This is a genomic window from Microbacterium sp. Z12_35, assembly GCF_058310475.1.
This window is the reverse complement of sequence record NZ_JBZEGJ010000001.1, coordinates 918,618-939,060: the sequence shown is the minus strand read 5'-3', so window position 1 is coordinate 939,060 and position 20,443 is coordinate 918,618. Positions and strand designations below refer to the sequence as shown.

Annotated in this window: 18 protein-coding genes and 1 tRNA gene; 14 read left to right on the top strand and 5 right to left on the bottom strand. The window is 69.7% G+C overall.

Annotated elements, in window-relative coordinates; genetic code table 11:
- The first annotated feature begins 8 nt into the window (after window positions 1–8).
- On the top strand, window positions 9–821 hold the full coding sequence (locus tag AC4FS1_RS04665) for a TrmH family RNA methyltransferase (RefSeq protein ID WP_491153088.1): 813 nt from the start codon (window positions 9–11) through the stop codon (window positions 819–821).
- Window positions 822–929: 108 nt separating this feature from the next.
- Here the strand turns inward: AC4FS1_RS04665 and AC4FS1_RS04660 are convergent, their stop codons facing one another.
- A complete protein-coding gene (locus AC4FS1_RS04660; protein WP_491153086.1) occupies window positions 930–1,889 on the bottom strand; it encodes an SGNH/GDSL hydrolase family protein in 960 nt (319 codons plus the stop codon).
- Window positions 1,890–1,988: 99 nt separating this feature from the next.
- Between AC4FS1_RS04660 and AC4FS1_RS04655 the strand changes: the two genes are divergently transcribed.
- Together AC4FS1_RS04655 and AC4FS1_RS04650 are read left to right on the top strand one after the other, a co-directional pair.
- Window positions 1,989–3,860: a DEAD/DEAH box helicase gene (locus tag AC4FS1_RS04655; RefSeq protein WP_491153084.1), complete on the top strand. Its 1,872-nt coding sequence runs from the start codon at window positions 1,989–1,991 to the stop codon at window positions 3,858–3,860.
- Between the two features lie 32 nt (window positions 3,861–3,892).
- The gene (locus AC4FS1_RS04650) at window positions 3,893–5,059 is read left to right on the top strand and encodes a VIT1/CCC1 transporter family protein (RefSeq protein WP_491153082.1); all 1,167 of its coding nucleotides are present in this window, start codon (window positions 3,893–3,895) and stop codon (window positions 5,057–5,059) included.
- Window positions 5,060–5,068: 9 nt separating this feature from the next.
- On the opposite strand, the gene gdhA is transcribed toward AC4FS1_RS04650, so the two are convergent.
- Together gdhA and AC4FS1_RS04640 are read right to left on the bottom strand one after the other, a co-directional pair.
- The gene (gene gdhA, locus AC4FS1_RS04645; protein WP_491153080.1) at window positions 5,069–6,415 is read right to left on the bottom strand and encodes an NADP-specific glutamate dehydrogenase; all 1,347 of its coding nucleotides are present in this window, start codon (window positions 6,413–6,415) and stop codon (window positions 5,069–5,071) included.
- Window positions 6,416–6,549: 134 nt separating this feature from the next.
- Window positions 6,550–7,338, bottom strand: coding sequence for a GntR family transcriptional regulator (locus tag AC4FS1_RS04640; protein ID WP_491153078.1), 789 nt, complete (start codon window positions 7,336–7,338; stop codon window positions 6,550–6,552).
- 39 nt (window positions 7,339–7,377) lie between these two features.
- Between AC4FS1_RS04640 and AC4FS1_RS04635 the strand changes: the two genes are divergently transcribed.
- Window positions 7,378–8,586: an MFS transporter gene (locus AC4FS1_RS04635; protein WP_491153077.1), complete on the top strand. Its 1,209-nt coding sequence runs from the start codon at window positions 7,378–7,380 to the stop codon at window positions 8,584–8,586.
- A gap of 162 nt (window positions 8,587–8,748) precedes the next feature.
- On the opposite strand, the gene AC4FS1_RS04630 is transcribed toward AC4FS1_RS04635, so the two are convergent.
- A tRNA-Leu gene (locus AC4FS1_RS04630) sits at window positions 8,749–8,833 on the bottom strand.
- Between the two features lie 130 nt (window positions 8,834–8,963).
- On the opposite strand from AC4FS1_RS04630, the gene AC4FS1_RS04625 reads away from it, so the two are divergent.
- Together AC4FS1_RS04625 and AC4FS1_RS04620 are read left to right on the top strand one after the other, a co-directional pair.
- Window positions 8,964–10,265, top strand: a complete 1,302-nt coding sequence (locus tag AC4FS1_RS04625; protein ID WP_491153075.1) for a M20/M25/M40 family metallo-hydrolase — start codon at window positions 8,964–8,966, stop codon at window positions 10,263–10,265.
- A gap of 9 nt (window positions 10,266–10,274) precedes the next feature.
- Window positions 10,275–11,105, top strand: a complete 831-nt coding sequence (locus AC4FS1_RS04620; RefSeq protein WP_491153074.1) for an undecaprenyl-diphosphate phosphatase — start codon at window positions 10,275–10,277, stop codon at window positions 11,103–11,105.
- A gap of 18 nt (window positions 11,106–11,123) precedes the next feature.
- Here the strand turns inward: AC4FS1_RS04620 and AC4FS1_RS04615 are convergent, their stop codons facing one another.
- On the bottom strand, window positions 11,124–11,993 hold the full coding sequence (locus tag AC4FS1_RS04615; RefSeq protein ID WP_491153072.1) for a PAC2 family protein: 870 nt from the start codon (window positions 11,991–11,993) through the stop codon (window positions 11,124–11,126).
- A 107-nt stretch (window positions 11,994–12,100) separates the two neighbouring features.
- Here AC4FS1_RS04615 and AC4FS1_RS04610 point away from each other — a divergent pair, with 107 nt between their 5' ends.
- From AC4FS1_RS04610 to AC4FS1_RS04575, 8 genes are all read left to right on the top strand, one after another.
- Complete coding sequence (locus tag AC4FS1_RS04610) at window positions 12,101–12,805, top strand: HAD family hydrolase (RefSeq protein ID WP_491153070.1); 705 nt, start codon at window positions 12,101–12,103, stop codon at window positions 12,803–12,805.
- A complete protein-coding gene (locus AC4FS1_RS04605) occupies window positions 12,802–13,815 on the top strand; it encodes a tRNA (adenine-N1)-methyltransferase (RefSeq protein ID WP_491153068.1) in 1,014 nt (337 codons plus the stop codon). Before AC4FS1_RS04610 ends, AC4FS1_RS04605 begins: the two co-directional genes overlap by 4 nt.
- 9 nt (window positions 13,816–13,824) lie before the next feature.
- Window positions 13,825–14,772 carry an FKBP-type peptidyl-prolyl cis-trans isomerase gene (locus AC4FS1_RS04600; RefSeq protein ID WP_491153066.1) on the top strand — a complete coding sequence of 316 codons (948 nt, stop codon included), beginning with the start codon at window positions 13,825–13,827 and terminating at the stop codon, window positions 14,770–14,772.
- 126 nt (window positions 14,773–14,898) lie between these two features.
- Window positions 14,899–15,828, top strand: coding sequence for a helix-turn-helix transcriptional regulator (locus AC4FS1_RS04595; protein ID WP_491155639.1), 930 nt, complete (start codon window positions 14,899–14,901; stop codon window positions 15,826–15,828).
- Window positions 15,825–16,796, top strand: a complete 972-nt coding sequence (locus AC4FS1_RS04590; protein ID WP_491153064.1) for a helix-turn-helix transcriptional regulator — start codon at window positions 15,825–15,827, stop codon at window positions 16,794–16,796. The genes AC4FS1_RS04595 and AC4FS1_RS04590 overlap by 4 nt, the downstream gene beginning before the upstream one ends.
- A gap of 74 nt (window positions 16,797–16,870) precedes the next feature.
- The gene (tatA, locus tag AC4FS1_RS04585; protein WP_491153062.1) at window positions 16,871–17,119 is read left to right on the top strand and encodes a Sec-independent protein translocase subunit TatA; all 249 of its coding nucleotides are present in this window, start codon (window positions 16,871–16,873) and stop codon (window positions 17,117–17,119) included.
- A 72-nt stretch (window positions 17,120–17,191) separates the two neighbouring features.
- A complete protein-coding gene (gene tatC / locus AC4FS1_RS04580; protein WP_491153060.1) occupies window positions 17,192–17,953 on the top strand; it encodes a twin-arginine translocase subunit TatC in 762 nt (253 codons plus the stop codon).
- Window positions 17,950–20,436 (top strand): DEAD/DEAH box helicase, encoded by a 2,487-nt coding sequence (locus AC4FS1_RS04575; RefSeq protein WP_491153058.1) that lies wholly within the window; start codon window positions 17,950–17,952, stop codon window positions 20,434–20,436. The genes tatC and AC4FS1_RS04575 overlap by 4 nt, the downstream gene beginning before the upstream one ends.
- The last annotated feature ends 7 nt before the right edge of the window (window positions 20,437–20,443 follow it).

Below are 20,443 nucleotides of genomic sequence, written 5' to 3'. Positions count from 1 at the left end.
GTGAATGCATGCTCGTGGTCGAAATCGCGGATGCCGCCGACCCCCGGTTGAGCGACTATCGCGACCTCACCGATGTGGCCCTCCGCCGGGTGCGCGAACCGGCCGAGGGGCTCTACATCGCCGAGTCCGCCAAAGTGCTCTCCCGGGCGCTGGCTGCGGGACATCGGCCCCGCTCGCTGCTCGTGCAGGAGAAATGGCTCGACGACGCCCAGCATCTGGTGCCCGACGACGACGTGCCCGTCTACGTCGTGCCGGAAGAGGTGGCGGCCCAGGTGACGGGGTACGCCGTGCACCGGGGGATGCTGGCGGCGATGCATCGTCCCGCCCTGCGGCCCGTGGCCGAGGTGGTCGCCGGAGCGCGGCTCGTGGTGATCCTGGAGGACATCGTCGACCACACCAACGTCGGAGCCGCGTTCCGCAGCGTCGCGGCCCTGGGTGCCGACGCCGTGCTCGTGACGCCGCGGTGCGCCGACCCGCTTTATCGCCGCAGTGTGCGCGTCAGCATGGGGACGGTCTTCCAGGTCCCGTGGACGCGCCTGCCGGAGTGGGATGCGGCCGGTCCGCTCCTGCACGAAGCGGGCCTGCACATCGCCGCGCTCGCGCTGTCGGCGGATGCGGTGTCACTGGACGACTTCGCCGCATCCCGCCCGGAGCGCGTCGCGCTTCTCCTCGGAGCCGAGGGCGACGGCCTGAGCCGGCGTGCGCTCGCTGCCGCGGACACCGTGGTGACCATTCCGATGGCCGGGGGAGTGGACTCCCTCAACGTCGCGGCGGCATCCGCGGTCGCGCTCTGGGCGCTGCGCCCGCGCGACCGCAGCTAGGTGAACGCTCACCCGGAAATCGAGGGGATCCCGGTCATCGAGGACCGGTTCGGGGCAGAGGCTCCTCGATTCGCGTGATCCCCTCGAATTGCGCGGGGATGCGGCGGCTCAGCCGGGCGTGCCCTGCTCGCCGCCCGGATGTTCGGGGCCGGGGTGGTCGGCCTCGGGGCCAGGGCGGTCCGGCTCGGCCGCAGGTACCGGAGCACCCCCGGGGGCTTCCGCGGTTCCGGCCGAACGTGAGGTGTCCGAGTGCGCGACCGGGAGGGGCTCGGGGCGCTTGGGTGTGAGGTCGTCCCCCGAGGACTTGTGACGCAAGCGCCGGAGCACCCAGGGCATGAGGTACTCGCGCGCCCACAGGATGTCGTGCCCGCGCGCCGCGCGCCAGGTCGTCCGCGGGAGCGGCTCGGGCTGCATCGGCTGGAGGTCGTTCGGCACGTTGAGAGTCCGCAGCACCATGCGCGCGACTTCGTGATGGCCGAGGGAGTTGTAGTGCAGACGGTCGTCGTCGAAGAACCGCCCGTCCTGCACGACCCGCAGACCCCACTGGTCGGCGACGATGCAGTCGTGGGCGGCGGCGATCACGCGAATGTGCTCGTTGAAGATGGCGACCTTGCCGCGGATGCCGCGGAACACCGGCGTGAACTGGGTGTCGATGCCCGTGAACACCACGAGCGTGGCGCCGGTGCGGGACAGGCGCACGACGGCGTCCTGGAACTGCTGAGCCACCGCGTCGGGGTCGCTGCCGGGGCGGATGACGTCGTTGCCTCCCGCCGAGAAGGTGATGAGGTCCGGCGCGAGGGCGATGGCCGGCTCGATCTGGTCGGCGACGATCTGGCCGATGAGCTTTCCCCGCACGGCGAGATTGGCGTACGCGAAGTCGTCGGCCTGCGCGGCGAGCACCTCGGCGACGCGGTCGGCCCACCCGCGGAGACCGGCGGGGGAGCCGGGTTCGGGGTCGCCGACACCCTCCGTGAAGGAGTCGCCGATCGCGATGAAGCGGCGCCAGGGATGCGGCGCGGGTGGTGATTCGAAGGGAGTGTGGGCGGGGACGTCGGGGTGTGTCGTCATCGTTCCTCCGCCATCCAGGGTAACGGCCTTCCCGCGGCCGGTGGAGTCGGGAGCATCGCCTAGGGTAGTGAGTCGCGCCGGACGGAGAGGGGAGGAAACGTGGACGACGACGTGCTCCTCACCCCCGAGAATTCCCCCGATAGCGAAGCGCACTTCGGGAGCTTCGCGGCCGAGCATCTCTCACCGACGTATCCCCAGCGAGCCCCGTGGGGAACCGCGCAGCGCCTGCGCGCGTGGCAGGCCGAGGCCCTTGACGTGTACTTCGGCCTCGATGGGCCCGACGGCGTGGGTAAGGGTCCGCGCGACTTCCTCGCGGCCGCGACACCCGGCGCCGGCAAGACGACCTTCGCGCTCCGTCTCGCGAGCGAGCTGGTGCGGCGACGCGTCGTCGACCGCATCGTCGTGGTGGCACCGACCGAGCACCTGAAGACCCAGTGGGCGGATGCGGCGGCCCGCGTCGGCATCCGGCTGGATCCGGCGTTCAGCAACCGGCACGCGGCTCCCTCTCGGCAGTACCACGGTGTCGCGGTGACCTACGCGCAGGTCGCGGTGAAGGCATCCGTGCATCACCGGCTGATCCTCGACGCCCGCACGCTCGTGATCCTCGACGAGGTGCACCACGGCGGCGACGCGTTGAGCTGGGGCGACGCGCTGCGCGAGGCGTACAGTCGCGCGACGCGACGGTTGCTGCTGTCGGGCACGCCCTTCCGCAGCGACACCGCACCCATCCCGTTCGTGGAGTACCACCCCGATGCCAAGGGCATCCGCGTCTCTCGCACCGACTACGCGTACGGATACCGCCGCGCCCTGGAGGACGGCGTGGTGCGCCCCGTCCTGTTCCTCGTCTACGCCGGGAGGATGCGGTGGCGGACCAAGGCCGGCGACGAGATGGAAGCGCATCTCGGCCAGGACAACACCAAAGACATCACAGCGCAGGCGTGGCGCACGGCCCTCGACCCGAACGGCGAGTGGATCCCGGCGGTGCTGCGCTCCGCTGACCGGCGGCTGACCGAGGTGCGTCAGCACATCCCGGATGCGGGTGGACTCGTGATCGCCACGGACCAGACCGCTGCGCGCGCCTATGCCGCGATCCTCGCCGACGTCACCGGTGAGCAGCCGACCGTCGTGCTCTCGGACGAGGCCGAGGCATCCTCGCGCATCGAGCAGTTCGCCCAGAGCACGAGCCGGTGGATGGTGGCCGTGCGGATGGTGTCGGAGGGCGTCGACGTGCCGCGCCTGGCCGTGGGGGTGTACGCGACGTCGGCGGCAACACCGCTGTTCTTCGCGCAGGCGATCGGCCGTTTCGTGCGGGCGCGGCGTCGCGGGGAGACCGCGAGCGTGTTCCTTCCCAACGTGCCGATCCTCCTGGCCCTCGCCGGTGAGCTCGAACGGCAGCGTGACCACGCGCTGGATCGCGACTCCGACGACGATCAGTGGAACGCCGAAGAAGACATGATGGACGCCGCCGAGCGCGAGGAGAAGGCCTCCGACGGGCTCACGGAAGAGTTCAGCTTCCAGGCGCTCGGCTCTCTCGCCCACTTCGATCGGGTGATGTTCGACGGGAAGGACTTCGGTCAGCTGGCGATCCCCGGAACGCCCGAGGAGGAGGAGTTCCTCGGTATTCCCGGCCTGCTCGAACCCGACCAGGTGCACGAGGTGCTGATGTCGCGCGTCTCCCGGCAATCCCGGCACCGCACCGCGCGCGAGGCGCAGGAGGCGCAGGCACCCGAGCAGGGCGAGGCATCCGACGCCCCCGCAGCGGGCCTGCCTCAACCCCTGCACCGAACCCTGAAGGAGCAGCGTCAACTGCTCAACAGCCTCGTGGGTCTGTATGCGCGGCAGACCGGCGAAGCGCACGGACTGGTCCACGCGGAACTGCGGCGCGTGTGCGGCGGGCCGGCCGTCTCGCACGCGACCGTCGCGCAGCTGCAGGCGCGTATCGAGGTGCTGCGTCGCCGGGTCCACTCGTGACAAACGGGGAGGACGCGCTTCGGAACCCCGAAATGCTGGAAGTTCCGCCGCCGGGGCCGGCCCGGCCCATCCCCGCGGATAGCGTGGAAGCTCACCACCCGATCGGAGCTCTCGTGACCCGCGCCCTGCCGACAGAGCGAGATCGTCGGCGCTGGGCGCGGTACCTCGTGGATGAACGCGCCGAAGCGCGGGTCTACCACGAACTCGCCACCCGCCGGGAGGGCGAGGAACGGGAGATCCTCCTCGCTCTGGCCGACGCAGAGGCGCGCCACGCGGCCCACTGGCTCGACCTTCTCGGCGGCGAGCCCCGGCGGGCACCGCGCCCGGGCATGGGAACCACGCTCCTCGCGTGGATGGCGCGGCACTTCGGCTGGCTTTTCGTGCTGGCACTGGCCCAGAATGCGGAGGGGCGCTCGCCGTACGAAGACGAACCGTACGCGACGGCGGCGATGGCTGCCGATGAGAAGGTGCACCACGAAGTCGTTCGCGGGCTCGCTGCACGCGGGCGCCGACGACTGTCGGGCACCTTCCGCGCGGCGGTCTTCGGCGCCAACGACGGACTGGTCTCCAACCTCGCGCTGGTGATGGGAATCGGCGCGACCGGGATCGCCCCTGGTTTCGTGCTTTTCAGCGGCCTCGCCGGCCTCCTCGCCGGGGCGCTGTCGATGGCGGCCGGGGAGTTCGTCTCGGTGCGTTCGCAGCGAGAGCTGCTGCAGGCCACGCAGCCGAACGAGTACGCCGACGAGGCGTTGCCGTTCCTCGACCTCGACGCGAACGAATTGGCCCTGGTCTATCGCACGCGCGGTCTTCCCATCGACGAGTCCCGCGATCGGGCACGCCGCGTCGTCTCGGCGGCTCAGGCCACCGGGCGCGGTGCGGCGCGGGCGGGCGAACCCGATCCCGGCGACGCGCACGAGATCGTCGGAAGCGCCTGGCGCGCCGCATCCTCGAGCTTCCTCTTCTTCGCCTCGGGAGCGGTCATCCCCGTGCTCCCGTGGATCTTCGGGCTCTCCGGGGTCGCAGCCATCGTGGTGGCGCTCCTGCTCGTAGGTGCCGCGTTGCTGGCGACCGGCGCCACGGTGGGATTGCTCTCCGGGGCGTCGCCGCTTCGCCGCGCCGTCCGGCAACTGTTCATCGGATACGGCGCCGCCGCGGTCACCTATCTGCTCGGGCTCGCCTTCGGCGTCACCCTGGGGTGACCCGACGGGTCAGATGTGGCCGAGGGCGAGCATCGCGTCGGCCACGTGGATGAACGCGGAGATGTTCGCCCCTGCGACGTAGTCGCCCGGCACGCCGTACTCGTCTGCGGTCTCGAGGCACCGGTCGTGGATGGAACGCATGATCTGCTCGAGCCGTTCCTCCGTGTGCGGAAACGTCCAGGAGTCGCGAGACGCGTTCTGCTGCATCTCCAGCGCGCTGGTGGCCACCCCGCCGGCGTTGACGGCCTTGCCCGGCGCGAACTGCACGCCCGCCTCACGCAGGACGCGAATCGCATCGGGCGTCGTGGGCATGTTCGCGCCCTCGGCCACGATCCGGCAGCCGCCCCGCGCGAGCGCCTCCGCGCCGGCGGCATCCAGTTCGTTCTGCGTCGCGCAGGGGAGCGCGATGTCGCACGCGACGTCCCAGATGGATCCGCCGGAGACGAACTCCGCGCCGCGGCGTTCATCGGCGTAAACACTCATGCGGGCGCGGCGGACGTTCTTGATGTCTTTGAGCAGATCGAGGTCGATGCCTGCCTCATCCACGACGTATCCCGACGAATCCGAGCAGGCGACGACGGTGCCGCCGAGCTGGTGCACCTTCTCGATGGCGTAGATGGCGACGTTGCCCGAACCCGACACGACCACCCGCTTGCCCTCGAGCCCGTCGTCCGCCTCACGCAGCATCTCGTCGACGAAGAACACCACGCCGTACCCGGTGGCTTCCGTGCGCACCTGCGAGCCGCCCCAGGTGAGGCCCTTGCCGGTCAGCACGCCCGACTCGTAGCGGTTGGTGATGCGCTTGTACTGACCGAACAGATAACCGATCTCCCGTCCGCCGACGCCGATGTCGCCGGCTGGCACATCGGTGTGCTCGCCGAGGTGACGGTACAACTCCGTCATGAACGACTGACAGAAGCGCATGACTTCGCCGTTCGAGCGGCCCTTCGGGTCGAAGTCGCTGCCGCCCTTGGCGCCGCCGATCGGCATTCCGGTCAGCGCGTTCTTGAAGATCTGCTCGAACCCGAGGAATTTCACGATGCCGAGGTACACGCTCGGGTGGAAGCGCAATCCGCCCTTGTACGGGCCCAGGGCCGAGTTGAACTCGACGCGGAATCCGCGGTTCAGCTGGACATGTCCGGCGTCGTCGGTCCACGGTACGCGGAAGATGATCTGACGCTCGGGCTCGCAGAGGCGTCGGATGATCTCTTCGTCGGCATACTGCGAATGCTTGGCCACGACCGGTGCGAGGCTCTCGAACACCTCGCGCACGGCCTGGTGGAACTCCGCCTCCCCGGGATTGCGGCGGACGACTTCGTCGAAGACAGGGACGAGACTGGGCTCGAGAACGGACACGGGTGCTCCTTCAATGGTGCTCTGCCGCTTGCGGCAGGTGCGCCCGGAAGCAGACGCACCACCTCGACGGTATCGCGCCCGCCTCGCGAAACCATGTGTGCTCCGAGCCCACACGGTGCCGCGCAGGAATCCTGTCACGCTGACAGGCGCCCTCGTCCCGCGGAGTGGTTGATCTCCAGCGGTCCGGCCTCCGGGCGGAGGATGACCTTGGACAGGTAGAGGGGCCGGGAGGCCAGGTGAACCGTCTGCGTCACGATCAGAACCGGCGAGGTGGGCCGGATCGTCAGCAGCTTCGCACGAACCACCCCCGGCGTGCCTGCAGTAAGCTCCGTGCGCCCTGTGCCGAAGGCCGGGCCGAGCTCGGCCGTCAGAGAGCCGAGGCATGTGCGCCCTTGATCGATGTTCTCGATGAGGCGCTGCACCTGCGTGCCGAAAGTGCGGAGATTCTCTCCCGCCGGGAGGTGTTCCTGTACCAGCGCGACGGGGTCGCCGTTGCTGGACAGCACGGACTCGACGAACAGACTCGGTGACGTCGGCGTGATGCCGAGTCCCTCGGCGATGAACGACACGGATTCCCGCTGCAGCGTCACCTCCGTGCGGCTCACAGAGAGATCAGGGAACCGCTCCGAGAGAATCTGCTCCATCGGGCGCAGGCGCTCGAAGCCCACGGCCGGCTGAGCGGCGGAGACGACTCGCCCGATTCCTCGGCGCGATCGGAGAAGCCCGTCCTCCTCGAGCAATAGCAGCGCCTCCCGCATGACGGTGCGGCTGACCTCCATCGCCTCGCCCAGCTCGCTTTCGCTGGGGAGCAGGGATTCCGGCGACAGCGCACCGGTGCGGATGGCGCCCGCGATCCGGTCGTAGACCTCGACCCGAAGCGGAACTCCCGGACGCGGAGTGATGGGGCCCACGAGAGCTGTCATGCGACCATCAAAACATATGCGCATGTCAGACTGGCCCGTATGACAAGCTCGTCCTACCCGGTGGTTTCCGTGCTCCGGACCCGGCACACCGGGTATCTGCTGTTCACCTCCCTCCTCGGTCGGCTCCCTGGCGCGATGGCGGCTCTCGCGATCGTGCAGCTCGTCCGTTCCACGAGCGGGGATTTCGCCTTTGCCGGGCTGATCACGGCCGTCTACGTCGTAGCGGGCGCCGTGGGGCAGCCGCTCCTCGGCAGGCTGATCGATCGGCTCGGCCAGGTCGCTGTTCTCGCCGTCAGCGGCGTCCTGAGCTTTCTGGCGTTCACCGGTATGGCGTTGACGCTCGACCCGGCGCCGGGTGCTGCGGTTGCGCTTGCGGCAGCCGCGGGAATCTTCACGCCGCCGCTCGAGCCGGCGCTTCGTGCATTGTGGCCGCGGCTGGTGAGTCCCGGCCCCCAGCTGAAAGCGGCCTTCAGCCTGGACGCCGGCGCGCAGGAGATCATCTTCATCATCGGCCCCCTGCTGACCGTCGCCGGTATCGCCGTGCTCGGCCCGATCGGCAACCTGCTGTTCGCCGGCGGGCTCGGCCTGATCGGTGCGCTCGCCTTCATCGTCAACCCCGCCCCGAGAGCTGCCTCGATCAAGCGGCGCGGCGACGTCGCCGCGCACCGCGGCGTCCGGTCGCCCATTCTCATGCCCGCCGTGGCGCGGCTCGCCGCATTCACGTTCGGCATCGGCGTTCCCGTCGGCGCGCTCACCATCGTTGCGACCGCCTCCGAGGCGGCCCGAGCCGACGCAGGACTGGCGGGGTGGGTTCTCGCGGTGAACGCCGTGGGCGCTTTGATCGGCGCAACTGTGGTCGGCATCCGGCCACTCGGCTCCACGCCAGAGCGCCTGCTCACCCTGTGCGGCATCCTTCTGGCTGCCGGGTATCTCCCGCTCGCCGCCACAGCGCTTCCGACCTGGGCCTACGTCGTCGCCGCGGGAATCTCGGGGCTGATGCTCCCTCCGACGCTGGGTCAGGCCTTCGAACGCATCTCGCAACTGAGCCCGCCCGCTGCTCTCACCGAGGCGAACGGCTGGGTCGTCAGCGCCATGACTCTCGGAATCGGCGCCGGCACGCTCGTGGCAGGCGTCATCGTCGGCGCGTCCGGCACTTCGGTGGTCACGTGGATCGTTGTCGGCGCATCCGCGCTCACGGCGCTGTTGTCGCTGATCGCTCTGCCGAGCAGATCAATCCTCGTCCGCTGACGTCGACGGCGCACGCGAAGCGCTCCTCATCGGCCATGGATTGCGGAGATGTCCCATGAGCGCTGCGGTTCACAGGTGAGGGGGCGAGACCGGGGAGAGGTTGCGCGTCACGCTCACCCGGAGAAACGAAAAGGGCCCCTTTCGGGACCCTTTTCATTTCTGTGCGCGAGGGGGGACTTGAACCCCCACGCCCTATACGGGCACTAGCACCTCAAGCTAGCGCGTCTACCTATTCCGCCACCCGCGCATGGGTGAGTCGCTTACGCAACCGAAGATCGAGATTAGCACGTCGCCGCACCGCTCCGATAATCGCCGCGGCGTCCCGCGGAGGGTGGTGCGAAACGGGCGGGTTCCGCGTGACCGGTAGCGTAGGCGGCATGGCCTCCAGCTCGTCCGACCTGCCTGAAGTCGCCCGGATCGCGGCCGACCTCATCCGATTCGACACCTCCAACTACGGCGGCGGACGTTCGGAAGGCGAACGGGAAGCCGCCGAGTACGTCGGCGCGTACCTGGAGTCGCTCGGGCTGACGCCGGAGTACTACGAGCCGATCCCGCGGCGCACCAACGTCATGGCCCGGGTTCCCGGGCGCGACCCGAGCAAGCCCGCACTGGTGCTCCACGGACACCTCGACGTCGTCCCGGCGATCGCGGAGGACTGGAGCGTCGACCCGTTCGCGGGCGAGATCCGCGACGGGCTCCTCTGGGGCCGTGGCGCCGTGGACATGAAGAACATGGATGCCATGATCCTCACCTCCGTCGCTGACATCCTGCGCAGCGGTGGAATGCCCGAACGCGACCTCGTGCTCGCGTTCTTCGCCGACGAGGAGAACGGCGGCATCGAAGGCTCGGCGCTGGTCGTGCGCGATCGCCCGGAGTGGTTCGCGGGGGCGACGGAGGCCATCAGCGAGGTCGGCGGCTACTCGATCCCGGTCGGCGACCGCCGGGCCTACCTGCTGCAGGTGGGGGAGAAGGCCCTGGTGTGGATCAAGCTCGTCGCCCGCGGCCGTGCCGGCCACGGCAGCCGCGTCCATCCCGACAACGCCATCACGCGACTGGCCGAGGCGGTGGCCGCCCTCGGCCGCACGGACTGGCCTGTGCGGCTCACCGACACCACGACCCAGTTCCTCGACGCCCTCTCCGAACTCACCGGCGCCGGCACCGATGATCCTGACGCCCTCGCCGACCGCACAGGAGCCGCCGCGGCGTTCCTCCGCTCGACCCTGCGGACGACGGCCAACCCCACCGGCGTGACGGCGGGGTACAAGCACAACGTCATCCCCGATCGCGCGGAGGCGCTGGTGGATGTGCGGACCCTTCCCGGTACGGAGGACGCGGTCCTCGCGCAGATCGCGGAGATCGTCGGACCCGATGTGGAGGTCCAGATCGTCCACCGCGACATCGGCCTGGAGGTGCCCTTCTCCGGCGGACTCGTGGATGCCATGGTCGGCGCTCTCGATCGTGCGGATCCGGGCGTACCGGTCCTGCCGTATCTGCTGGGAGCGGGCACCGACAACAAGGCGCTGTCGAGCCTCGGCATCGCCGGATACGGGTTCGCCCCTCTGCGGCTGCCCGCCGACCTCGACTTCACCGGGATGTTCCACGGCGTCGACGAGCGCGTCCCCATCGACGCGCTCGAATTCGGGCAGGGCGTGCTCACCGATCTTCTCCGGACCTACTGAAAGGCGCGCATGCACGTCTTGGAAGCCATCATCCTGGGGCTCGTCCAGGGGTTGACCGAGTTCCTGCCGATCTCCTCGAGCGCGCACCTCCGCATCGTCGGGGAGTTCTTGCCGTCGGCGACCGACCCCGGTGCGACCTTCACCGCGATCACGCAGATCGGCACCGAATTAGCGGTGCTCGTCTACTTCTGGGGAACCATCGTGCGGATCATCTCGCGGTGGGCGCAGTCCCTGGCCGGCCGGGTGCCGCGCAATGACCCGGACGCGCGGATGGGGTGGCTGATCATCCTCGGAACCATCCCGATCGGCGTGCTCGGGTTCCTTTTCCAGGACGTCATCCGCGACACGTTCCGCAACCTCTGGCTGGTCGCGACCGTCCTCATCGTCTTCGGCCTGCTGCTGGGTGCCGCCGACCACTGGGGCAAGCGCCGGCGGGAGCTGACGGACCTCACCTACCCGCACGGCGTGGCGTTCGGATTCGCGCAGGCGCTCGCGCTCGTTCCGGGGGTGTCGCGGTCCGGGGCGACGACGACGCTCGGCCTCGCCCTGGGCTACACCCGTCCCGCCGCCGCGGAATATGCCTTCCTCCTCGCCGTTCCGGCGGTGTTCGGCAGCGGCTTCTACGAGCTTCTCCAGGCCTTCGAGGAGCCGGGCGGCCCGTACAACCTCGCCGAGACGGGGTTGGCGACCGTGGTCGCCTTCGGAGTGGGCCTGGCTGTGATCGCGTTCCTGATGCAGTACATCAAGCGCCGCAGCTTCCTGCCGTTCGTGATCTACCGCCTCGTCCTGGGCGCGGTGCTGATGGTGCTGCTCGCCACCAACGTGCTGCAGCCGACCTGATCGGCCGCGCCCACCGTCTCAGCGGCGGGGAGGCTCGTCGCGGCCCGGCTTGCCGGGGCCGTCGGTGCGGCGCCGGAGGTACCGCTCGAACTCCTGCGCGATCGCGTCGCCGGATGCCTCGGGTGAGTCCCACGTGTCGCGTGTGCGCTCGAGCTGCCGGATGTACTCCGTCATCTCCTCGTCGTCCGCTGCGGCGGCATCGATCGACGCCTCCCACGCGGCGGCCTCACCCGCGAGGTCTCCGCGGGGAACCTCGGCGCCGGTGACATCTTCCAGCCGGTCGAGGAGCGCCAGGGTCGCCTTCGGAGAGGGCGTGTGGCCGGCGACGTAGTGCGGCACGCTCGCCCACAGGCTGGCCGAGGGGATGCCCGCGGAATCCGCGACGCTGGACAGCACGCTGAGGATCCCGACCGGACCCTCGTAGCTGCTGCGCTCGAGCTCGAGCACGTCCCGGAGGCGTTCGTTCTCGCTGCCGGCGAAGACGGAGATCGGTCGCGTGTGCGGCACGTCCGACATCATCGAGCCGAGCGCGACGATCCCGGTGATGTCCTCGCGGAGCGCCACATCGACGAACTCGTTCGCGAAGGCCTGCCACGCGCGTGCCGGCTCGGCGCCGGTGAGAAGCCACAGCTGCGTTCCGCTCCGGCTCGGGTGGGAGGGCTTGTAAAGCGTGGCCTCGGGCCAGCGGAGCGACCGATGTCCCTCGCCGTCGGTGACGATGTGCGGACGCGTGTACTGGTAGTCGAAGTACAGTTCCGGATCCACCGAGAACACGGGCTCGTACGCGCCCTGCTCGCGCAGGAGCGACACCGCAGCCGAAGCAGCCTCGCCCGCGTCGTTCCAACCGTCGAAGGCGGTGACCAGAACCCGGCGACCCAGTGCGTCCACGCAACCTCCTCAGACCGTCGCTGCGATCACTCCAGGATAGGCGCATCGGGCCGGGACCGGGCCGGGGGCGGCGGCGGGGGCGCGGCCCTCCTGGTTACGATGGACGGATGACTTCGCCCCGGCTCGCCGCTGTCCTGTGGGACATGGACGGCACGCTCGTCGACACCGAGCCGTACTGGATGGCGGCCGAAACCCTTCTCGTGGAGCGGTTCGGCGGGACGTGGTCCCACGAGCAAGCGCTACAGCTCGTGGGCCTCGGGCTCGAGGACTCCGCCCGCATCTTCCAGGACGCCGGCGTCGCGATGAGCGTGCCCGACATCATCGATCACCTCACCGATGACGTCATGGCCCGCCTGACGGCCACGGGCGTGCCGTTCCGTCCGGGTGCGCGTGAACTGCTGGCCGACCTGAAGGCGAACGGGGTGAAAGCGGCGCTCGTGACAATGTCGGTCAGCCGGATGGCGCAGAGCGTGGTCGACCTCATGGACTTCGACGCGTTCGACGTCATCATCGCCGGCGACGACGCCACCCGCCCGAAACCGCATCCCGACGGATATCTGCAAGCGTGCGCGGCGCTCGGGGTCGACCCGGCCGATACCCTCGCCATCGAGGACTCCCCGAACGGCGCGCGCGCGGCGCTGGCCAGCGGCGCGGTGACCCTCGGGGTGCCGCTGATGCTCTCGCTCACCGGTGTGGGCGCGCACGCGCTGTGGCCCACCCTGGACGGACGCAGCACAGAGGATCTGCGCGTGCTCCACGCCGCGCACGCGCGACAGCCCGTGCAGGCGCAGCACCCGGAGGCAGGACGATGACCGAGATCCCGCACCTGAGTGGCCCCTTCCGCATCGGTGACCGCGTCCAGCTGACCGGACCCAAGGGGCGGCTGCACACCATCACCCTGCGCGAGGGCGGCGAGCTGCACACCCACCACGGGGTGCTGCCGCACGCGACCCTGATCGGCCAACCCGACGGCAGCGTCGTCACCAACAGCGGCGGCCACGACTACCTGGCGCTGCGGCCGCTCCTGCGCGACTTCGTGATGTCGATGCCGCGCGGTGCGGCGATCGTGTACCCGAAGGATGCGGCGCAGATCCTGGCGCAGGCCGACATCTTCCCGGGCGCCGTCGTCGTGGAAGCCGGCGTGGGCTCGGGCGCACTGGCCCTCTGGCTCCTGCGCGCGATCGGCCCCGCGGGGCGCCTGGTGTCCTTCGAACGCCGTGAGGATTTCGCCGAGGTGGCGCGCGCCAATGTCGAGACGGCTCTCGGCGCGCAGCCGTCGACGTGGCAGCTGGTCGTCGGCGACCTCGTCGAGACGCTCCCCGACACCGTCGCCCCCGCATCCGTCGACCGCGTGGTCCTCGACATGCTCGCGCCGTGGGAGTGCATCGACGTCGTGGCCGACGCCCTGATCCCCGGGGGCGTCGTGCTCTGCTATGTCGCGACGGCCACGCAGCTCAGCCGCGTCGCCGAGTACCTGCGCGGCACCGGGCTGTTCACCGAACCCGAGGCGAGCGAGACCATGGTGCGGGGCTGGCACGTCGAAGGCCTGGCCGTACGGCCCGACCACCGCATGGTCGCGCACACCGGCTTCCTTCTCACCGCGCGCCGCCTGGCGCCCGGTGCGATGCCACCAGACGTGCGGCGTCGCGCGCTCAAGAAGCCCACGTACGCCGATGACGACGTGGAGGTCTGGACGCCCGGTGCCGTCGGGGATCGTGAGATCACGGACAAGAACCTCCGCAAACGCGTGCGCGAAGCGCAGCGGGCCGCCGAGGGAGTGCGGCAGGCGGCCGAGCGGGGTGGCGAGAACCCCACCCCTTAGACTGTTGCGGTGCGCAGAACCCCCGCTCTTCTCACCCTGACAGCGCTGGCCGCCTTCGGTCTCGTCGGCTGCTCGGCCCCGTCGGATGCGACGTGCAACCCCACCACCCGTAACGCGGAGGCCCTCGACCTCGTCGATGTGTCCGGGTCGGAAACCGGCGAACCCACGGTGCAGGTGCGCACGCCTTTCCACGTCGACTCGACCGCCTCGACGGTGCTGGAGCGGGGCGACGGCCCGGCGATCGTCGACGAGAACCAGCTCGTAGTGCTCGACATCACCGTGAACAGTGGCGAGACCGGCGAATCGGTCATCGCGACCCCGTACAACGGGGACCTGACGAGGGTCTTCACCGTGTCGGAGTGGCTGCAGGGCTTCCCCGGCCTCGCGACGGCCTTGGATTGCGTGACCGAGGGCTCGCGGGTCGTTGTGGGTCTGGCCCCCGACGACCTCGCCGAAGGCGCTGCCAACAGCATCGGCCTCGATGAGGGCGAGTCGGCCGTCGCCGTCGTGGACGTCCGCAAGGTGTACCTGCCCAAAGCCGACGGAGCCGACCGGTTCACCGAGGGTCACGGTCTCCCGACCGTCGTGCGCGCGCCCGACGGGCGTCCCGGCATCATCGTCCCCGACGCGACCCCGCCGAGCGACGTGGTCGTGGAGGTGCTCAAGCAGGGTGACGGCCCCGAGATCACCGCCGACGACACCGCCCGCGTGCACTACACGGGCGTCGTCTGGGAGACCGGCGAGGTCTTCGACACGACCTGGGGTGCCACGCCTGCCGCGGTGTCGCCGGAGACGCTTCCCGCGGCGGTGGTGTCAGCGCTGGAGGGGCAGAACGTCGGCTCGCAGGTGCTCATCGTCCTGCCTCCGAGCGAAGGAACGGGCGACGAGCAGCAGGGCGCGATCCCGGGCGGGTCGTCGCTGGTGTACGTGATCGACCTCCTCGGCATCGACGGGTGAAGCCCGCCACACCGCCACGGCGCAGGCGCGGCCGACCGACGGGCGCGAACGTAGGATGTCACAGTGCCTATCCGACCGGTGAAGAACGCTCCTGAGGAGCGTCTCGTCAACCTCGTCGTGGCGCTCATGGCCACCGAGCAGGGACTGACGAAGGACACCATCCTGTCCTCGGTCGCGGGGTATCGCGAGCAGGTCGACTCCGGCGCATCCAAGGACGCGCTGGAGAAGATGTTCGAGCGCGACAAGGAGAGCCTTCGCGGGCTCGGCGTTCCCATCGAGACCATCGGGGACTACGCCGACCCGGATGATCTCCGTGAGGCGCGTTACCGCGTCCCCACCGCGGAGTACTCGCTGCCGGATGACATCACGTTCACGCCCGCCGAAGTCGCGCTGCTGAACCTCGCCGGCGGGGTGTGGGGGTCGGAGTCGCTTTCGACCGACGCGCGGAGCGGGCTCCGCAAGATCCGCGCGCTGGGCATTCCGGTGGATGAGCCGATCATCGGCTACGCCCCGCGGATCAGCCTGCGTGACCCCGCCTTCCCTGCGCTGCAGACGGCGATCGAGCAGAGCCGCGTCGTTCACTTCCCCTACCTGCGCCCCGGTGATTCGGCGCCGCGCGCGCGCCGCATCCGCCCTCTTGCGCTGGTGGAGTACGAGGCGCGCTGGCATGTGTTCGGGTACGACGTCAACATCGACGCCGATCGCACCTTCCTTCTTTCTCGCATCGTCGGGGAGGTCGAACTGACCCGGGACCGATTCGATCCGGCATTGCGCGACGGGGCGGGGGAGAGGGCGCTGTCGGGTCTGCAGGCGGTCGCGGCCTCCCAGACCGCGCTCCTGGAGGTGCACCCCGGCACCGAAGCGGCGCTGAGGCTCTCTCGACGAGCGACGCCCGCTGACCAGGGCATCCGCGTGCCGTACGTCGATGTGCATGTCTTCGCCGACGAGCTCGCCTCCTACGGCCCCGAGGTGCGCGTCGTCGAACCGGAGGAGCTGCGCCAGCAGGTGATCCGTCGCCTCGAAGCGACCCTGGCGCTGCACGGAGGTGGCGCATGACGACGGGTAAACCGATGCTCGCCACCGACCGCGCCGCGCTCATGCTGCAGCTCGTGCCCTATCTCATCGGCAAGGGCGAGGTGTCGATCGTCGAGGCGGCCGATGAGTTCGAGGTGACCCCCGAGCAGATGCGCGGCATGGTGGAGAAGCTCACGGTCATCGGCCTGCCCGGTGACGGCGGGTTCTGGCAGCTGCCGAACGACCTGTTCGACATCGACTGGGATCTCCTGGACGCGCGCGACATCATCTCGATCACCAACTCCGTCGGGCTCGAGCGGTCGCCCCGACTCACCGCGCGCGAGGCGGCAGCGCTCCTCACCGGCCTGCAGCTGGCACGCACCGTTCCCGGCGTGGGCACGGGCGAACTCATCAACGGGCTGCTCGCGAAGCTCGCCCGCGGGGCGTCGTCGGCACCGGCCGACGTCATCGTCGCGCCAGGACCCGTCGATGGGGTGCGGGACGTCGTCGGCGATGCCCTTCGGCGCGGCGTCGCGGTGTCGTTCACCTATAAGGCGCCGGATGCCGCGGCCACCACCCGAACGGTGGACCCCGTGAAGGTGCACATCGCCAACGGCTCGTGGTATCTGCAGGGGTGGTGCCACATGCGCGAAGCGGTGCGGACCTTCCACCTCGACCGGGTGCGCGACCTCACCCTCACCGACATTCCGATCACCCATGGCGCCGAGCCCGTGCCCGACCTGTTCGAGCCGGGGGAGAACGACGTCGTCGTGCGCATCCGCTTTCCCTCCGCCATCGCGCCGCTGATCGGTGATTACCTGGATCGCGCCCGGACCGAGACGACGGGGACGACGACGATCGCACACATCCAGGTCGCCGACGAGCACAGCCTCAAGCGGCTCGCCGCCCGCCGCGGCGGTGAGGTGGAGATCCTCGACCCGCCCGCGGCGCGCTCAGCGGCGGCATCCTGGGCCCAGGCCGGGCTGGCGCAGTATCGCTCCGAGGCTTAACGTCGTCGCGCCTCGGGCGCCGTGCAGGTGCGCGGGTTACACTGGGGGCTTCCCGTAGAACTCGAGGAGACCTCATGGCCGGCTTAACCGGATGGCACTTGCTGATCGTCCTCGCTGTCATCCTTCTCCTGTTCGGCGCGGCGAAGTTGCCGGCCCTGGCCAAGAGCGTGGGCCAGTCGGCCCGTGTGTTCCGTGGCGAGATCAAAGAGATGAAGAAGGAAGACGCCGCGGAGTCGGCGTCGGCACCCGCCGTTCCCGACGTGCGCACTCCATCGAACGTCTCGGTGGACCGGCCCGGCGGGACGCCCAACACTCCCTCCTGACCCGCCGTGGTCACCACGGAACCGCCGAGGGTGGGGGATCAGCCCCGGTCGCCGCGACGCGGTGATCGCCGCATGTCGCTGGGCGCGCACCTCGTGGAGTTGCGCAAGCGTCTGATGTTCGCCGCCGCGGCGTTGATCGTCGGCATGACGGTGGCGTTCTTCATCACCGACCCCGTGATCCACCTCATCACGGAGCCGATCCGTCAGATCGCCGCCACCGACAACGAGGAAGCGCGCGTCGAGTTGATGTTCACGACCGTCACCAGTGCGTTCGACCTGCGACTGCGGATGTCCTTCGCCATCGGTCTGCTCCTGTCCGCGCCGGTGTGGCTGTGGCAGATCTGGGCGTTCATCATGCCCGGGCTGACCCGCAAGGAGATCCGCTACACGGTCGGCTTCATCCTCGCTGCCGTCCCGCTGTTCTTCTCGGGGTGCGCCGTGGGCCTCTACGTGATGCCGCACATCGTCGAGCTGATGAACACGTTCGTTCCCAACGAGGGCGTCTCGTTCTACGACGCCTCGTACTACTACGACTTCGTCTTCAAGCTCCTCATCGTCATCGGTGTGGCATTCGTGCTCCCCGTCTTCCTCGTCGCGCTGAACCTGGCGGGGGTCATGAGCGGAAAGGCGATCATCAAGGGATGGCGCGTCGCCGTGCTGGTGGCGACCGTGTTCGCCGCGCTGGCCACGCCGGCGGCGGATGTCATCAGCATGCTGCTGCTCGCGGGCATCCTCGTCGTGCTGTTCTTCGCCGCCGCCGGCGTGTCGATGCTCTTCGATCGTCGCCGTCGCAAGCGCGATGCTGCCTTCCTCTCGTCCCAGGCCTCCCTGTGAGCGACCCGAGCCCGGCCGAGCGGTTCGCGCGCGCCTCCCGGAGGGCGCAGCATCCGCTGACCGCCGAGTTCGCCGCGGCGCAGAAATTCGAGCTCGACGACTTCCAGATCGCGGCCTGCCAGGCGCTCGAAGAGGGCCGTAGCGTGCTGGTCGCTGCACCGACGGGCGCGGGCAAGACGATCGTGGGGGAGTTCGCCGTCCACCTGGCGATGAACGAGCCGGGGGAGAAGGCGTTCTACACCACCCCCATGAAGGCCCTCTCGAACCAGAAGTTCCGTGAGCTCGTCGAGGTCTACGGGGCGGACGATGTCGGTCTCCTCACCGGCGACACGAACATCAACGCCTCGGCGCGCATCGTCGTGATGACCACCGAGGTCCTGCGCAACATGCTGTACGCCGACTCGTCGGCACTCCGCGGGCTGCGATACGTGGTGATGGATGAGGTGCACTACCTCGCCGATCGGTTCCGCGGCCCGGTGTGGGAGGAGGTCATCCTCCACCTTCCCGCTTCGGTGCGGATCATCTCCCTCTCCGCGACGGTTTCCAACGCCGAGGAGTTCGGCGACTGGCTGGACACCGTCCGCGGCGATACCCAGGTGATCGTGTCGGAGGTGCGTCCCGTCCCTCTCGAGCAGCATGTGCTCGTGCGCGGCGACCTGCTTCCCCTCTTCGATGACCGCGCGGGCGTGGCCACCGCCCAGGTCAACCAGGAGCTTCTGCGCATCCGGTCGGGATCCGGTGCGTCGTACGAGAACAACCGGCGCGCGCAGAGCTACCGGTCGGCGCAGCAGGCCGGCACCGCACCCCACGGCCGACGACCGCCGCGCGGCGGCCAGCGTCCGGTCCGCTCGGCGAACGTCCAGCGCATCGAGCGCTTGGATCGGCCGGACGTGGTCGAGCTGCTGCGGCGGGCGAACCTGCTGCCGGCGATCTTCTTCATCTTCAGCCGCGCCGGCTGCGACGGTGCCGTGCAGCAGGTGCGGCGCGCGAACCTGCGTCTGACGACACCGGAGGAGCGCCGGGAGATCCGCGAGATCGTCGAGGAGCGTACCCGCACGTTGCGCGACGAAGACCTCGCCGTCTTGGGCTTCTGGGAGTGGCGCGACAACCTGGAGAGGGGTGTCGCCGCCCACCACGCCGGGCTTCTCCCGGCCTTCAAAGAGGTCGTGGAGTATCTCTTCCAGCGGAAACTCGTCAAGGCGGTTTTCGCGACGGAGACCCTCGCCCTCGGCATCAACATGCCCGCGCGCACGGTCGTGCTGGAGAAACTGGAGAAGTTCAACGGCGAAGCGCGCGTCGCGATCACGTCGGGGGAGTACACCCAGATCACCGGGCGAGCCGGACGCCGCGGCATCGACGTCGAGGGCCACGCGGTCATTCAGTGGACCGAGGGTCTGGATCCACAGGCCGTGGCCGCCCTCGCCTCCCGGCGCACCTACCCGCTGAACTCGAGCTTCCGCCCCACGTACAACATGGCCGTGAACCTCATCGACCAGTTCGGCCGCGCTCGGGCGCGGGAGATCCTCGAATCCTCCTTCGCGCAGTTCCAGGCAGACCGCGCGGTCGTGGGTCTCGCCCGGCAGGTGCGCGAGGCCGAGGAGTCACTCGCCGGATACGCGCAGGCGATGACCTGCGACCGGGGTGACTTCCGCGAGTACTCCGCGATCCGGCGCGACCTCTCCGAGGCGGAGAAACTCAATCGGCGCGACGCCACCGCGTCCCGCGCGACGCGGGAGAAGCGTCTGCGGGAGATCTCGTCGCTGCGCAAGCGGATGCAGCGGCATCCGGCCCATTCCTGCCCCGACCGGGAGAACCACGCCCGGTGGGCGGAGCGGTATTGGAAGCTCAAGCGCTCCACGGACAAGATCCGGGCGCAGATCTCGGCGCGCACGGGCACGGTGGCGCGCATCTTCGACCGCGTGGTGGATGTGCTCACCGAGTTGCACTACGTCGTCGTCGAGGACGACGGGTCGACACGTCTCACCCCGACCGGTCGCACGATGCGGCGCATCTACGGCGAACGCGACCTCCTCGTGGCGGAGTCGCTGCGCCGCGGGCTGTGGACCGGCCTCGACGCCCCGGCGTTGGCGGCCATCGCCTGTTCGCTCGTCTACGAGCCGCGCCGCGATGACGCAGGGCCGGGCGAGCACGGGTTGCCTCGCGGGGCGTTCCGCCCCGCGCTGGAGGCGACGGAGAACCTCTGGCAGGAGCTGGACGACCTCGAGCAGGCGCACCGGCTGCCCGGCACCGAACCGATCGCCGCGGGTTTGGCCAGCGCCATCCACCAGTGGACGCGGGGTGCGCCGTTGGATCGCGTCCTCGCGGACGCCGACATGGCCGCCGGCGACTTCGTGCGCTGGGCCAAGCAGACGATCGACCTGCTCGATCAGCTGTCGCTCGTCGCCGACCCGCCGGTCGCGGGTGTCGCGCGTCGCGCACTCGAGGGCGTCCGGCGCGGCATCGTCGCCTACTCCACCGTCTGACACAGCG